Origin of the sequence: Pseudonocardia lacus, assembly GCF_018531445.1 — a bacterium.
Classification (GTDB): Bacteria; Actinomycetota; Actinomycetes; order Mycobacteriales; family Pseudonocardiaceae; genus Pseudonocardia; species Pseudonocardia lacus.
In genome coordinates, this window is the sequence record NZ_JAHDTH010000209.1 from 1 (window position 1) to 14,857 (window position 14,857).

A 14,857-nucleotide genomic window follows, 5' to 3' on the forward strand; every position below is an offset into this window, starting at 1 on the left:
CGCAGCCGGGCGCGCTCGTCGCGCAGCCGCTCGACGGCCGCGCCCGCCGCGGCGACGGCCCCATCGGCGGCGGTCAGCTCCGGGACGGCGGCGCCGACCCGCTCGACCAGCGCCTCCAGTACGCGCACCCGCTCGCCCGCGGCCTGCTCGGCCTCGGCGGTGGCGTCGGCGTAGCCGCCGAGCTGCTCGGCCAGCACCTCGGCGCGCTGGCGCTGGCGCGCGGCCTCGGTGTTGGCCTCGCGGGCCACGACGTCGTAGACGCCCAGGCCCAGGATGCGCACCAGCTTCTCCTGGCGCTTGCGGGGCTCGGTGTGCAGGAACTCGGCGAACTCGCCCTGCGGCAGGACCACGCAGGTGCAGAAGTCGCCGAAGGGCAGGCCGAGCAGGTCCTCGACGGCCTTGGTGACCTGGCCGGCCCCGTCGGCCAGCGGGTCGGTCTCCTCGTCCGGGCCGCCGACGCCGGACGCGTCGCGCAGCCGCTCCAGCCGGGCCCCGCGCACCGAGACCGCGCCGGAGGCGGCCCGGCGCAGCTCGCGGGCCACGACGTAGCGCTCGCCGACGATGTCGAAGACGAGCCGCACGGTGCCCCGGTTGACCGTCGGGGCGAGCGCCAGCGCGACCGTGCGGCTGTTGTCCCAGCGGGGCACCGAGCCGTACAGGGCGAAGGTCATCGCGTCGATGACGGTGGACTTGCCCGCGCCGGTCGGGCCGACCAGGGCGAAGTAGTCGGCCCCGGCGAAGTCGACCGAGGTGGGCTCGCGGAACGAGCCGAACCCGGCGATCTCCAGCAGCACCGGGCGCATCAGCCGTTCCCGGTGACGCGGTCGTGCAGGCGGCGGAACAGGGCCTCGACCCGCTCGTCGGCGACCGAGCGGGTGCCGAGGTACTCGTGGAACAGCTCGGCGGGGTGCCGGTCGGCGCCGCCGTGGCCGCCCGACGGGCGCGGCGTCTCGGTGGGCGCGGCGAACTCCGGGTCGATCCGCACCTCCAGCGCGTTCGGCAGCAGCGCCGTCACCTCCTCCCGCAGCCCGGCCCTGGCCGGCTCGCGCACCCAGACCCGCAGGAAGTCGCCCTCCTCCGGGTCGCCCGCTCGTTCGCCGGCCATGCTGTCGGCCAGCACCGACAGTTCCGCGACCGTGCCGCGCACGGTGCGCAGCCCGCGCGCGGTCGTGATCGGGATGTCGGTCACCGTGGCCGGGACCCCCGGCGCCGCCTCGACCAGGCAGACCACCGGGGTGTTCTGCTGCTCGCCGAAGTCGACCGCGAGCGGGGCCCCGCTGTAGTGCACGGGGCAGGGCGCCTCCATCCGCTGCCGGCGGTGCAGGTGGCCCAGGGCGACGTAGTGCGTCTCCACCGGGAAGATCGACGCCGGCACGGCGTACTCGAAGATCGACTGCGCGGTCCGCTCGCCGCCGCCCATCTTCCCGTTGAGCACGGTCAGGTGGGCCATCACCAGGTTGACCGAGTCGTCGCGGAAGCCCGCGGTGAGGTTCGCCAGCACGTCGCGCAGGTGCTGGTCGTAGTCGGCGGTGTTCTCCGCCGGGGTGCGGTTGACCAGCTCGGCCGCGCGCACCGCGTAGCGCTGCGACAGGAACGGCAGCACCGCGACGGTGGCCCGCTCCCCCGTCGAGGCGGCCGTCAGCTCGACGACGCCACCGCGCTCGGCCGTGCGCACCTGCCCGACCAGCGTGATCCCGGCCGCGCCCGCCAGCGGGCGGTAGGCGTCGAGCGTGGGGGCGTGGTCGTGGTTGCCGGCGATCGCGACCACCGGGATGCCGTCGCGGGCCAGGCCCATCAGCGTGCGGATCACCAGCTGCTGGGCGGCCGCGGTGGGCGCGGCGGTGTCGTAGAGGTCGCCGGCGACCAGCACCGCGTCGACCTCCCGGGCGCGGGCGATCCCGACGATCTCGCGGAGGACCCGCTCCTGCTCGTCGAGCCGGGAGTGGCCCTTCAGGGTCTTGCCGACGTGCCAGTCGGACGTGTGCAGGAGCCGCATCGGGCCACATCGTAGGTGGCCGCCCCGACAGGACCCGGCCGGCCCGGCCGGCGCCGGGTCGGGCACGCGCAGCAGCGGGGCGAACTCGTAGCGTGACTCCCGACGCGTTCGGAAGTACCGTGCCCGGAATGACGTCCCGCGGCGGCCGACGCCAGGAACACCGCGAGCTCGCCCGGTCGCTGCGCGGCGCCGGGCGGGCGTGGCCGGAGATCGCCGCGGTGCTCCGCGAGCGCTACGGCCTGCCGGCCAGGGTGGCCATGCGCCTCGCCCACGACTGGAGCCAGGCCGACGCCGCCGCGGCGTGGAACGCCCGCTGGCCCGACGACCCGAAGAGCTTCAAGAACATCTCCTACTGGGAGACCTGGCCCAGCCCCACCGGCCACGCCCCGTCGCTGGCCGTGCTCGACCGGCTCGCCGAGGTCTACGAGTGCGACGTCGCCGACCTCGTCGCCGGCTGGGGCGAGCACCGCACCGCCCGGTCGGCCGGCGACGGCGAGCCGGCCCGGCTGGCCTGGCAGGTGCGCCACCTCGGGCTGCCCGAGCTCACCCGCGCCGTCGCCGACTGGGCGCAGCGATTACCCGAGGCCCGCCGCCGGGAACTGCTGCTCAAGACGAGCACCGCCACCGCACTGGCCGCCGGACGCACCGCCCGCACCGACGCCGGCCGCACCGACAGCATCGATGGCGCCGCCCCCGCCGAGCTCGTCGGGCGCTGGGACAGCCGCTACACCTGGCACAGCTCCGGGCGGGGCACCGAGCTCGACGCCACCCACCGCTTCCGCCTCCGCCTGGAGGGCGAGCGCCTCGTCGGGCGCAGCGAACCGACCGCGGCCGGCTCGGTGGAGCTCGACCTGCGCGTCGACGGGCTGCTGGTGACCGGCACCTGGACCGAGCACACCGCCCCCGACGGCTACTACCGCGGCGCGGTCTACCACGGGCTGGTGCAGCTCGCGGTCGCGTCCGGAGGGCGGGCGATGGTGGGGCGCTGGCTGGGACCGGACAAGGACCTGGCCATCCGCACCGGGACGTGGACGCTCACCCGGGCGTGAACCCGGGGGCGCTCACTCGACCCACACCACCTTCACCAGGTCGACGCGGAGCTGGTACACGTTCCGGTCAGCTCAGCCGCTCGGCGATCATGGCCTTGACCTGTTCGATCGGAATGCTGTCGGCCGGCATCCGACCGGTGCGCAGGGTCTCCTCGGTGCGGGCGAGCAGCCGTCGGTACCCGTCCGGCCCGCTGGCCTGCGTCAGCCAGGTGACCCGACGCCACGACTCCAACGCCTGGTGCACGCGGGTGAGGTCGAGGGTCCTCGGTGGCCTGCGCCATGACCGCACGCCACTGCCGATCGAACCGTTCGACATCCTCGGGCACCAGAGCAATTTGGCCAGGCGGCCACGACAGCCCCGCCCACCGACGGTCCGGGCCCGTTCCGGGCGATGCCGCCGCCGCTCAGAACGGGGCGTCGTCGTCGGTGGGCGTCGCGGGCAGCCGGGCGAACGGGTCGCGGCGGGCCGCCGGTGCTCCGCCGCCGCCGCTGCCGTTGCTCGCGCCGGATCCGTTGGCCGAGACGATCGGCCCGGAGATCTCCGAGAGCCGCGTCGCCCAGGCCGGGAACGGGAACTCCACGGCCAGCGGCACCGGGATCTCCGGCTGCGAGACGAACATCGTGCCGGGCTTGGCCAGGGTGGCCCGGGCGCGCTGCGACGGCGGCAGGAACCCGTACTCCGGGCGCCCGGCCTCGGCCGGGTCGAGCCGGCCGACCACCTTGACCGAGGAGTTCGACACGATCCGCCGCTCCACCTCGCTGGCGGTCTGCTGGGCGCCGATCAGGATGATGCCCAGCGAGCGCCCGCGCTCGGCGATGTCCAGCAGCACCTCCTTGATGGGGCTGGAGCCCTCGCGGGGGGCGTACTTGTTCAGCTCGTCGATCATGGTGAACAGCAGCCCGCCCGGGCCTGCGGATTCCTTGCGGGCGGTCTCGGCGGTCAGAACCACGCCGACCACGAACCGCTGCGCCCGCTCCGGCAGGTTGTGCAGGTCGACCACGGTGAGCTGCTGGCCGTCGGTGCTGACCCGGCGGGCCGGGACGTCGGTCAGGTCGCCGCGCACGATCGAGCGCAGCGGCTTGAGGCTGGAGCGCAGCCGGCGCAGGAACGCGTTGACCGTGCCCGTCCCGGTGACCGGGCCAGCCCAGTCGCGGCGGGCGTCCTCGTCGGTGAGCCGGTCGGAGACGAACTCCACGAGCTGGTCGTAGGTGCGCAGCACCTGGCCCTCGATCTGGACGGCGCCGTCGTCGAGGGGGATGTGCTCGCGGCGCAGCCGGGCGGTGACCTGGTGGATGACCATCGTGTACTGGTTGCGCTCGTCCTCCGCGTCGGCGAAGGCGTAGGGCAGCAGCTCGTCGGCGCAGAACTCGGCCAGCGTCCACCAGAAGGCGGTGACGCCGCTGGTGCGGCCGGTGACGTGCGGGCGGCCGGTGAGGTCGTCGGGGGTGGGCGGGGCGAAGAACCCCGCGGAGGCGAACGGCGCCGCGGACAGCCCCACCTGGGCGTAGGCGGCGCGCAGGTCGTCGCCGTCGGGCCCGTCGAGGCGGGCGTTGGGCTGGTCGAGGAACAGCAGGTCCTCGCCCTTGACGCTGAACACCAGCGCCTTGGCGTTGACCGAGCGCTTGCCGAGCACGCCGCTGCGGAAGATCGAGTAGAGCAGGAACAGCGCGAAGCTGGTCTTGGTGGCCACGCCGGAGATCCCGCTGATCGAGACGTGGCCGCCGCGGGTGCCGTCGAGGAACTCGAGGTTGACGTAGACGGGCTCGCCGTCGCGGCCGAGGCCGACCGGGACCTTGCGGTCCATCTTGTCGAAGTACAGCGCCCGGGAGCGCTCCTCCCCGGTGGCGCGGTACGCCCGCGCGCCCGGCATCGGCGGCACGTAGCACTCCGGCTCGACCCGGGTGGTGGTGACCTCGGCGATCTCCTGCACCTGCGCGGGCAGCACGCCGTCGTGGATGAGGAAGACGTCAGAGCCGAACGTGGCGCCCTCGTGGCGGGCCCGCACCTCGGTGACCACGCCCGCGGTGACGACCTCGCCGAAGCCGGGCACGGTCCGCTTCGTCATCACCACGTCGTCGAGCTGCAGGTACTGCTCGGGCGCGAGCGCGACGTTGAACAGCAGCGGGGTGGAGTCCTCGGTGCCGGCGACGAGCCCCACCGGTGTCTCATCGGCCACCGGCGGAGGCTATCCCGGTGGGCCGACGGCCCCGCCGGCAACCCGCGCGGGTGAGCGGCCGTCGGGGGTCGGTGCGAGGCTTGCACCCCGGCGCCGCGGGCCACCGAGCAGTCCGCCGAACAGCGCAGCGCCGTTCCCGCAGGAGGAGTCCCCGATGCCCGTCCGCGACAGCCCATGGCCCGCCGGCGCCCCGTGCTGGGTCGACGTCACCGTGCCCGACGTCACCGCGGCCACCGCGTTCTACGGCGCCGTGCTGGGGTGGTCGTTCGTCGACGCGGGCGAGGCGTTCGGGCACCACCACGTCGCCCAGGTCGGCGGTCGGGCGGTGGCCTCGATCGGCCCGGCCGCCGCCGACGCCCCGCCGCCGGCCTGGACCGTCCGGCTGGCCACCGACGACGCCGACGCCACCGCGAAGCTGATCGCCGAGCACGGCGGCACTGTGCTGCGCGAGCCGGCGGACGTCGCGGGCGACGGGCGGATCGCCACCGCGCTCGACCCCACCGGCGGCGCCTTCGGCGTCTGGCAGCCGGGCGCCCGGATCGGTTTCGAGACCACCGACGAGCCCGGCGCGGTCACCTGGACCGACGCGCGCCTGTCGGACCCGCGGCGGGGCCGGGAGTTCTTCGTCGACGTCTTCGGCTACGCGCTGGAGGCCGTGCCCGAAGCCCCCGCCGACTACGCCAACCTGCTCGTCGACGGGCAGCCGGTCTGCGGGATCGTCGGGGCCCCGGCGGGGGTCGCGTCGCACTGGCTGACCTACTTCTCGGTCGCCGACGTCGACGCCACGACGGCCGTCGCCGCGCGGGCCGGGGCGCGGGTGCTGGTGCCGGCGGAGGACACGCCGTTCGGGCGCAGCGCGATCCTCACCGACCCGTTCGGGGCGGTGTTCGCGGTGCACCAGGCGGCACAGGCGTGACGACGGGTCGGGTCAGCTCGGCGATCCGCGCGCGGGCGGCCGGGTAGCGGGCCGTCAGGTCGGCGCGCTCGGCCAGCCGGAAACCGCTCTCGTCGAACGGCGGCGCCATCGTCGTGCCGACCAGCGACCAGGCCCCGGTCGTCCGGGCGCCCTGCCAGGTGCCGCCCGGGACGACGAGCTGGGGCCGCTGCCCGGAGATCGGGTCGGGGCCGAGCAGCGGTTCGGTCGCGGTACCGTCCGGGGCCAGCAGCAGCATGCGCAGCGGGGCACCGGCGTAGAAGTGGTAGACCTCCGGTGAGCCCAGCACGTGCAGCGCGGAGAAGTCCGGATCGAGCAGCAGGTAGTAGATCGCCGAGGAGTGCGCGTCGAGGTGGGTCCGTCTGAACAGCCCGCCCTCACCGGGCAGCGGCTCCAGCCCGAGCCGCTCGGCCAGGCGCTCGCCGTCGGCGCGGTCCGCCCCGCTCACCACCCCGGCACCACCGACATGCCGCCGTCCACGACGAGGTCGTGCCCGGTGATCCAGCGGGCCATCGGCGAGGCCAGGAACACGCAGGCGTCGCCGATGTCGCCCGGCTCACCCATCCGGCCCAGCGGGGCGGAACGCCGCCAGCTCGCCACCCCGTCGGGCCAGGCGGACTCCAGACCGGGGCGGTCGACCAGGCCCGGCGACACGCTGTTGACCCGGATACCGGCGCGCCCGTGCTCCAGCGCCGCGCCCTTGGCCAGCATGATCGTCGCCGCCTTGGACGCCGCGTAATGGGCGTGTCCGCGCGCCGGTCGGCTGCCCTCGATCGAGGCCACCAGGGTGATCGAGCCGCCGCGGGTCCGCATGGCCTCGGCCGCGGCCCGCACGGTGGCGAAGCTCCCGCCGGCGTTGGTGCCCACGACCTCGTCCCAGCCGGCCCGGTCGAGCTCGTCCAACGGGCTGACCGGCTGCACGCCCGCGCAGGCGACGACGGCGTCCAACCGGCCGAAGGTCTCGACGGCCACCCCCGTCACCGCCGCGCAGGCGTCGAGGTCGGTGACGTCGCCCTCCGCGGTCACGGCCCGACCGCCGTGCTCGACGATCTCCGCGGCCACCCGGTGGGCGGTCCGCGCCGAGGCGCCGCTGCCACCGCGGTGGTGCACGACGACCGCGGCGCCGGCCGCGGCGAACCGGCGGGCGATCCCGGCCCCGATGCCGCCACCGGCCCCGGTGACCAGCGCCACCGTCCCGGTCAGGTCGGGCAGGGCGGGGTCGGGGCGGGGCGGCGGGGAGGGCACCCGAGCAGTATCCCGGCGCGGCGCTGCGCCGAAAGCGGCATCCCGACCCGGCCGGCCCACCGCGGCGGCCGACCGCGCATCACGCTGCGCACCGGCACCCGGGACCGGCTCACCCGCCCGGCGGGTACCACGGCGAGCCCGGCGTTGGGTACTAACAGTGACATGGGTGAACCCCGCGGACCGCGCGCCGGCACGGACGCGAGGGCTGTGGCGAGAGCTGTCGCACCCGCACCGGCACCCGCACCGTGACCATCCCGTCGCGCCGGCGCGCGCTGCTGATCCACATCGAGCACTACGACGACCCCCGGTTCCCGCCGCTGACCTCGGCGCGAGCCGCCGCGGAACGGCTGGCCGAGGCGCTGCGCGAGGACCCGGGGGCCGAGGTCGCGGTGCGCTCGGACCTCACCTCCGGCGCGCTGCGGGCCACCGTGGCCCGGTTCTGCGCCGACCGCGACCCCGACGAGCTGGCCCTGGTCTACCTGGCCTGCCGGGCCACCGTGGGCGCCGACGGCGAGCTCGTCGTCGCCGGCAGCGACACCGATCCCGACAACCCCGCCGAGACCGGGCTGACCGGCGGCTTCCTGGCCCGCTGCCTGGGCGACTGCTGGGCGGAGCAGAAGGTGGCGCTGCTCGACTGCCCCGACCCCGGGCGGCGCGTCCCGGCCACCCTGCCCTCCCCCACCGGCGTGTACCTGATCGCCTCCGACCCGGCCGAGGAGTCGCCCGCGTTCACCGACGCCGTCGCCGCGGCCCTGCGGGCGGGCGCCGAGGAGGACGTCGTGGTCACCACCGACGACCTCGCCGACGCCGCCGACCTGGCCCTGCGCGACCTCGATCCGCCACGCTCGGTCACCGTGTCGGCGGTGCGCGTCGGCGGTCGGATCCCGGTGCTCGCCCCGGCCCTGCACGACGACCCGCCACCGCCCGCCGCGCGCGCCGGGTCGGGCCGCGCGCCCCGCCCGCCGCAGTGGCGCGAGCTGCTGGCCTACTACCGCGCCACTATCCAGGCGGGCGCCGGCACGCCGCCGCTGCTCGACCCGGACGGCACCGGCCACGTGCTCGTCGGCGGGCGCGAGCGGGCGCTGCTCGACGACGTCGACGACGACGGCCTGGTGCCGGTGCCGCCCGAAGCCGCCCAGCTGGTCGCGTCGCTGGAGCGCGACGGGCCGGGCGGCGGCGACCGCACCCTGTGGGCGGGCTGGCCGCTGGTCGTGCTGCACGGCGAGCGCGACGACGGCGACCGGGCCGCGCAGCGGTGCGCCCCGCTGCTCGTGCGCAGGCTGGAGGTCGTGCCCGGCGAGGGCGGCGCCCGGCTGCGCCCGATCGGCCAGCCGGTGCCCCACCTCGGCCTGGCCCACCTGCTCCTCGGCGCCGAGGAGGCCACCGCGCTGGCCACCACCTGGGTGCCCGGGTGGCACCGGGGCGAGGCGTCGCGCATCGTCACCGAGGCCGACCGGCTGCTGCGCGAGGACCTCGGCCTGCACGCGCTCGACCGGCTCGACCCCGAGCGGCTGGGCGAGCACCTCGACCGGCACAGCCCGCTCGACGGCGCGCGCAACCTGGCGGTGGTGTTCACCGCGCACCCCTCCCCCGCGGCCGCCGACGTGCTCGCCGACCTCGACGCGATCACCCGCACCCCGGACGCGATCGGGGCGTCGGCGCTGGCCGCGCTGCTGCCCGACGCGCCACCGGCGCCGGAGTCGCCGCCGGTCGCGCTGGTGACGCCGCAGGCGCTCACCGCGACCCAGCGCGCTGTCCTGCGAGCGGCGATGACCCGGCGGCTGACCGCGGTCACCGGAGCGCCGGGCACCGGCAAGACCCGCCTCGTGGTCGACGCGGTGGCCACCGCGGTCGCCGCCGGGCAGCGGGTGCTGGTCGCCGCGGCCAGCGACCGCGCCGTCGAGGAGATCGTCGAGAGGTGCCGGCGGATCGTGCCCGGCCTGCTGGTCCGCGCCGGCCACCCGCGGGGGCGCGACGCCGAGGCCGGGGAGCTCGACGAGCTGCTCGCCCTGCCCGCGCCCCGCCGCGACGAGCGGACCCGCGAGATGGGCTTCCGCTACGCCGAGCACCTGGTGGGCTCGGCGGAGGAGGAGCTGCGCGCGGTCGCGGCCCGCGAGGCGGAGCTGCTGGCGCTGGGTCGGGCCCGCACGGCCGCGCACGTGCGGCTCGGGCACACCGGCGAGGAGCTGACCCAGCGGCTGGGCCCCGGCTGGGGAGAGCGGGCCCGCGAGCTGGCCGGGGCGCGGCTGTTCGGCGAGCTGCGCAGGCGGCGGTTCCTGCACGGCGTCGACCTGCCGCCCGGCAAGGGCCGCACGGCCGAGACCTGCGTGGCACTGGCCGCGCTGCACGACACCGAGCAGCGCTGGCGCGACGCGGGCGAGGCCGCCCGCGCCGCCACCGCCGACGCCGCGCTGCGCACCGCGCTGGCCACCGCGCGACAGCGGCTGGAACGGGCCTCCGGCGAGCTGCTGACCGGCGTCGTGCTCGACGGCGTCGACCGGGGCCGCCCGGCGCTGGCCGAGCTGCGCAGCATCCGCCGCCGCGGCGCCCCCGACCGCGCCGCGTTCCACCACGTGCTGCGCCACCTGCGGGGCTGGGCGGTCACCGCCGCCGCCGCGCACCGCATCCCGCCGCGCGCGGCCCTGTACGACCTGGTGGTGATCGACGAGGCCCAGCACTGCTCGCTGCCCGAGGCGGTGCCGCTGCTGTTCCGGGCGCGCCGGGCCCTGGTGGTGGGCGACCCGGCCGAGCTGCCGCTGGCCGCGGGGCTGCCCTCGCGCACCGACTGCGTGCTGCGCGAGCGGCACGCCGTGGCCCGGCACTGGCTCGCCCGCCACCGGCTCTCGCCGGTGCGGCACTCGCTGCTGGCGGCGGTCGAGCAGGCGGCGGGCGGCGCCGCCGTGCTCGACGAGCACTTCCGCAGCCACCCGGCCATCGCCGCGCTGGGCGCCGCGCTGGGCCCGCGCCGCCCGCTGCACGTGCTGACCGACATCGGGCGCAGCCCGCTGCGCGCGGGGCGGGCGGTGATGTGGCGCCACATCACCGGCCTGGCCGAGCGCGGGCCGCAGCGCACGTCGTGGCGCAACCCCCGGGAGGCCGAGGAGGCGGTGCGGTGCGCGCGGCGGCTGCTGGAACGGCTGCCGCGCACGGCGACCGTCGGCATCGTGACGCCGTACCGGGCGCAGGCCGACGAGCTGGCCCGGCGGTTCGCCGGCGAGCCGCGGGTCTCGGTGGGCACGCCCAGCTCGTTCCAGGGCCACGAGCACGACGCGATGGTGCTCTCGCTGGTCGCCGACAGCGCCGACCACCGCTTCGACCGCGCCCAGCGCCAGCCCGAGCTGTGGACGGTGGCCCTGTCGCGGGCCCGCTACCTGCTCGTCGTCGTGGGCGACCGGACCGTGTGGCGCGAGCGCGGCGGGGTCGGCGGCGCGCTGCTGGCCGCGTCGGGGGCGCCCGCGGCCGCCACCCACCCCGTCGACGACCTCTCCGACCGCCTCGACAACGCGCTCTCCGCGGTGCCGGGGGCCGAGCGGGAGGTGGCGGTGCGCGGGCACGCGGCCGACGCCGTGCTGGGCGACGGCGGCTACCGGCGTCCGGTGCTGATCGATCGCGGCGCGCAGGTCGGCACCGACCCGGCGGTGCACCTGGCCCGGATGCTGCGGCTGATCGACGTGCTGGGCGACGCGGCCATCCGGCTGCCGGGCTGGATCCTGCACGACTCCGACGACGCGGCCCGTTCACACATCGTCTGACCGACTATGAAGCGGTGTCCCGCGCGGGCCGGGAGCGGCCGGTGACCGCGTCACCCGCCTGCCGCGACATCCGCAGCGCCACCACCGCCGGCCCCAGCAGCAGGACCGCGAGCAGCACGAACGCCACGCGGTAGGGCCAGTCCGGCCCCGCGGCCGGCCAGGTGGCGCCGCCGAGGCGCACGAGCAGGGCCCCGACGGCGACGCCGAGCCCGGCGCCGAGTTCCTGCAGCGTCGACAGCAGCGTGTTCGCGTGGGTCATCCGGGGCTGCTCGACGTCGGCGAAGGCGAGGCTGTTGTAGGCGGTGAAGCCGGTCGAGCGGAACACCCCGCTGAGCAGCAGCACCGCGACCAGCAGCGGCATCGGCGTCGTGGGTTGCAGGAAGGCCATGGCCACCAGGCACGCGACGCCGCCGGCGATCGACCCGAGCAGCACCGCGCGGATGCCGAATCGGCGCATGAGCGGCGTGGTGACCGGCTTGATCCCGACGTTGCCCAGGAACAGCGCGATGACCACCACCCCGGCCTGCGCGGCGCTCCAGCCGAAGCCCAGCTGGAACAGCAGCGGCAGCAGGAACGGGATCGCGGTGATCACCGCCCGGTAGACCGAGCCGCTCACCGCCGTCACCCGGAAGCTGGCCACGCGCAGGACCCGCAGGTCGAGCAGCGGACGCGGAGCGCGCAGCAGGTGCCGCGCGGCCAGCCACAGCCCGACCGCGGCGATCCCGAGCCCCGCCCCGACCGCCGCCCAGTGCGGCCGCTGGGTCCCCAGGCCCTCCAGCCCGACCACCAGCGCCCCCACCCCGACCGCCGTCAGCGCGAACCCGCGCACGTCCGGCGCGCCGACCGCGCTCCCGCGCATCTCGGGCACCAGCCGTCGGGCCAGGACCAGCCCGACCAGGCCCAGCGGCAGGTTCAGCAGGAAGATCCACCGCCAGGAGGCGTAGGAGCTGAGCACCCCGCCCAGCACCGGGGCCACCACGGGCGCGGCGAGCGCCGGCCAGGTCAGGTAGGCGATGGCGCGCACGAGGTCGTGCTTGGCCGTCGTGCGCAGCACGACCAGCCGCCCGACCGGCACCATCATCGCCCCGCCCGCGCCCTGCAGGACGCGCGTCGCGGTGAGCACCTCCAGGGTGGGCGCCGCCGCGCACGCCGCCGAGGCCAGCGTGAACAGCGCGAGCGCCAGCGTGAAGACCCGCCGGGCGCCGAACCGGTCGGCCAGCCACCCGCTGATCGGGATGAGCACGGCCAGGGTCAGGACGTAGCCGGTGATGGCGATGTTGATGTCGACCGGGTCGACGCCCAGGTCGGCGGCGATGTGCGGGGCGGCGGGCGCGATGACGGTGCCGTCGAGGATCTCCATGAAGAAGGCCCCGGCCACGAGCAGGGCCAGTCCCCGGTGCAGCCCGTCGCGCTCGCCCACCCGGACACCGTAGATCGGCGAGGGCCCGGTCAGGGCCAGTCGCCCACCATGGCGGCGATCACGGCCAGCTCCCCCGGGGTGATCACCGACGGGTTGCCCATCTGCGGCGCCCGCAGCACCTCCATCCGCGCCGTGCGCGGGTCGGCCCGCAGCGCGGCCCGCGCCACCGGCTCGGGCAGCACGTCGAGCGCGAGCCCGACCCGTGGTCGCGGCGCGTCGGTGACCTCGCCGGTGGTCCGCCCGACCATCCAGATCCCGGGCACCGGGGAGGCGCCGTCGGGACCGGAGACCCACAGCACGGCCGGCTGCCCGGGCCGGACCAGTCCCACCCGGTAGGACGGGTGGGCGCAGAACGCCTCGACCCGGCCGTCGAGCTCGCCGAACTCGCGGGGGTTGCAGGTGAACAGCCACGCGCCGACATCGGCGCCGGTCAGCCGGGGCCGGGCGCTCAGGAGCGCTCCTCGAGCCACTCGGTCTCGATCACCGGGCTGGCGTGGATGTTGGTCATCTCCAGCCGGTCGGTGCCGACGTTGCGGAACTTGTGGGCCACCATCGGCGGGGCGACCACGATCTCACCGGCCCCGTGCACGGCGACCTCGCCGGCGAGGGTGAACTCGACCTCGCCGCGGTGGATCACGAAGGTCTCGTCGTAGGGGTGGCGGTGCAGCGCCGGGCCCGCGCCGGGCTCGTCGGTGCTCACCAGGATGACCGAGACGCTGCCGCCGAGGTCGCGGCCGTCGAACTGGCCGCTCGCCCGCGGACCGGGCGCCGTACCCCCCATGGCTCCCCCTGCCTGGCCGGGTCGGGCTGACTGCCCGACCCCGGCCGTGGGACCGGTGCTCAGACGTTGACGCCGTAGTCGCGGGCGATGCCCGCCAGGCCCGACGCATACCCCTGGCCGACCGCGCGGAACTTCCACTCCGGGCCACGGCGGTACAGCTCGCCGAACACCAGGGCCGTCTCGGTGGAGGCGTCCTCGGTGAGGTCGAAACGGGTGAGCTCGCGGCCGTCGGACTCGTTGACGACCCGGATGAAGGCGTTGACGACCTGGCCGAAGCTCTGCCGGCGGGCGTCGGCGTCGTAGATGCTCACCGGGAAGACGATCTTGTCGACCTGCGGGGACATCGCCGCCAGGTTGACCTTGATGACCTCGTCGTCGCCCTCACCCTCGCCGGTGAGGTTGTCGCCGGTGTGCTCCACCGTGCCGTCCGGGCTGGTCAGGTTGTTGAAGAAGACGAAGTGCGCATCGGAGATGACCTTGCCGCTGCTGTTGAGCAGGATCGCCGAGGCGTCCAGGTCGTAGTCCGCGCCCGTCGTGGTGCGCACGTCCCAGCCCAGCCCAACGATCACGTTGGTCAGGCCGGGGGCTTCCTTCGAGAGACTGACGTTGCCGCCCTTGACCAGCGTGACGCCCACCCGGTGCTCCCCTCATCGCGCTTCCCTCGATCGCGCCCACCGTATCGGTTGCCGCCGACAGGGCGCACCACGCGCGACGGTGTCGTTACCGCCGGCCCACCGCCCCACCGCTCGTCCCGGACACCCGGATCGCGCGATCACGGCACCCGGCGGGCCCGGCCCGCAGCACCCGTCGGCCGGGGTCCCGCCTCCACGCGCAGTCGGCCCGCCGCGACGACCCACCCGACGCTGCGCACCGCACCCAGGGCTGCCAGGACACGCGCCGACCACACCGGGCGGCGGCTAGCAACACTGAGCGCGGCTCGCAGCACGGGCTGCGTGGTCGCAGCCCGCCGGCGCGCTGCGGCAAACCACCTTCCGCTGCGAGGCGCAGCTGGGTCTGCGAGGCGCGGCTGGGTCTGCGAGGACGGGGCGGCGCCGGCTCGCAGCGCTGAGCGCGTCTCGCAGCACGGGCTGCGTGGTCGCAGCCAGCCGGCGCGCTGCGACGACCCACCCGACGCTGCGCAACACACCCAGCGCTGCCAGGACACGCGCCGACCACACCGGGCGGCGGCTAGCAACACTGAGCGCGTCTCGCAGCACGGGCTGCGTGATCGCAGCCCGCCGGCGCCCTGCGACAAACCACCTTGGGCTGCGAGGCGCAGCTGGGTCTGCGAGGACGGGGCGGCACCGGCTCGCAGCACCGAGTCCGTCTCGCAGCACGGGCCATGTGGTCGCAGCCAGCCGGCGCGCTGCGACGACCCACCCGACGCTGCGCACCGCACCCAGCGCTGCGAGGACGCGCGCCGAACCCACCGAATAGTGGCTCGCAGCGCCGAGGGCGGCAGGGAGCACGGGGGGAGTCAGCTCAGCCCGCGGGCGCCCTGCG

The 14,857-nt window shown here is 76.1% G+C and carries 13 protein-coding genes; 3 read left to right on the forward strand and 10 right to left on the reverse strand.

Annotated elements, in window-relative coordinates; translation table 11 throughout:
• Both KIK08_RS31730 and KIK08_RS31735 read right to left on the reverse strand, forming a co-directional pair.
• Positions 1-803: AAA family ATPase (locus KIK08_RS31730; RefSeq protein WP_250558239.1), on the reverse strand; the 803-nt coding region annotated here is incomplete at its 3' end.
• Positions 803-1,996, reverse strand: a complete 1,194-nt coding sequence (locus tag KIK08_RS31735) for a metallophosphoesterase family protein (protein ID WP_214406997.1) — start codon at positions 1,994-1,996, stop codon at positions 803-805. The genes KIK08_RS31735 and KIK08_RS31730, both read right to left, overlap by 1 nt.
• Positions 1,997-2,124: 128 nt before the next feature.
• On the opposite strand from KIK08_RS31735, the gene KIK08_RS31740 reads away from it, so the two are divergent.
• On the forward strand, positions 2,125-3,045 hold the full coding sequence (locus KIK08_RS31740; protein ID WP_214406998.1) for a hypothetical protein: 921 nt from the start codon (positions 2,125-2,127) through the stop codon (positions 3,043-3,045).
• A 67-nt stretch (positions 3,046-3,112) separates the two neighbouring features.
• Here the strand turns inward: KIK08_RS31740 and KIK08_RS31745 are convergent, their stop codons facing one another.
• Both KIK08_RS31745 and KIK08_RS31750 read right to left on the reverse strand, forming a co-directional pair.
• On the reverse strand, positions 3,113-3,361 hold the full coding sequence (locus tag KIK08_RS31745) for a DUF6247 family protein (protein ID WP_214406999.1): 249 nt from the start codon (positions 3,359-3,361) through the stop codon (positions 3,113-3,115).
• Positions 3,362-3,449: 88 nt separating this feature from the next.
• Positions 3,450-5,222: an ATP-binding protein gene (locus tag KIK08_RS31750; protein ID WP_214407000.1), complete on the reverse strand. Its 1,773-nt coding sequence runs from the start codon at positions 5,220-5,222 to the stop codon at positions 3,450-3,452.
• A gap of 154 nt (positions 5,223-5,376) precedes the next feature.
• Between KIK08_RS31750 and KIK08_RS31755 the strand changes: the two genes are divergently transcribed.
• On the forward strand, positions 5,377-6,138 hold the full coding sequence (locus tag KIK08_RS31755) for a VOC family protein (RefSeq protein WP_214407001.1): 762 nt from the start codon (positions 5,377-5,379) through the stop codon (positions 6,136-6,138).
• On the opposite strand, the gene KIK08_RS31760 is transcribed toward KIK08_RS31755, so the two are convergent.
• Positions 6,086-6,604: a cupin domain-containing protein gene (locus KIK08_RS31760; RefSeq protein ID WP_308258021.1), complete on the reverse strand. Its 519-nt coding sequence runs from the start codon at positions 6,602-6,604 to the stop codon at positions 6,086-6,088. The two genes, KIK08_RS31755 and KIK08_RS31760, sit on opposite strands and share 53 nt — an antisense overlap.
• A complete protein-coding gene (locus KIK08_RS31765; RefSeq protein WP_214407008.1) occupies positions 6,601-7,368 on the reverse strand; it encodes an SDR family NAD(P)-dependent oxidoreductase in 768 nt (255 codons plus the stop codon). Before KIK08_RS31765 ends, KIK08_RS31760 begins: the two co-directional genes overlap by 4 nt.
• A 278-nt stretch (positions 7,369-7,646) precedes the next feature.
• Between KIK08_RS31765 and KIK08_RS42040 the strand changes: the two genes are divergently transcribed.
• Positions 7,647-11,153, forward strand: a complete 3,507-nt coding sequence (locus tag KIK08_RS42040; protein WP_214407002.1) for an AAA domain-containing protein — start codon at positions 7,647-7,649, stop codon at positions 11,151-11,153.
• 4 nt (positions 11,154-11,157) lie between these two features.
• Here the strand turns inward: KIK08_RS42040 and KIK08_RS31775 are convergent, their stop codons facing one another.
• The 4 genes from KIK08_RS31775 to KIK08_RS31790 are packed head-to-tail and all read right to left on the reverse strand — an operon-like array spanning position 11,158 to position 13,989.
• Positions 11,158-12,573 carry an MFS transporter gene (locus KIK08_RS31775; protein ID WP_308258023.1) on the reverse strand — a complete coding sequence of 472 codons (1,416 nt, stop codon included), beginning with the start codon at positions 12,571-12,573 and terminating at the stop codon, positions 11,158-11,160.
• Positions 12,574-12,602: 29 nt separating this feature from the next.
• Positions 12,603-13,043 (reverse strand): hypothetical protein, encoded by a 441-nt coding sequence (locus tag KIK08_RS31780; RefSeq protein ID WP_214407003.1) that lies wholly within the window; start codon positions 13,041-13,043, stop codon positions 12,603-12,605.
• A complete protein-coding gene (locus tag KIK08_RS31785) occupies positions 13,022-13,354 on the reverse strand; it encodes a cupin domain-containing protein (protein WP_214407004.1) in 333 nt (110 codons plus the stop codon). Before KIK08_RS31785 ends, KIK08_RS31780 begins: the two co-directional genes overlap by 22 nt.
• Positions 13,355-13,413: 59 nt before the next feature.
• Positions 13,414-13,989, reverse strand: coding sequence for a TerD family protein (locus KIK08_RS31790; protein ID WP_214407005.1), 576 nt, complete (start codon positions 13,987-13,989; stop codon positions 13,414-13,416).
• Between the last annotated feature and the right edge of the window lie 868 nt (positions 13,990-14,857).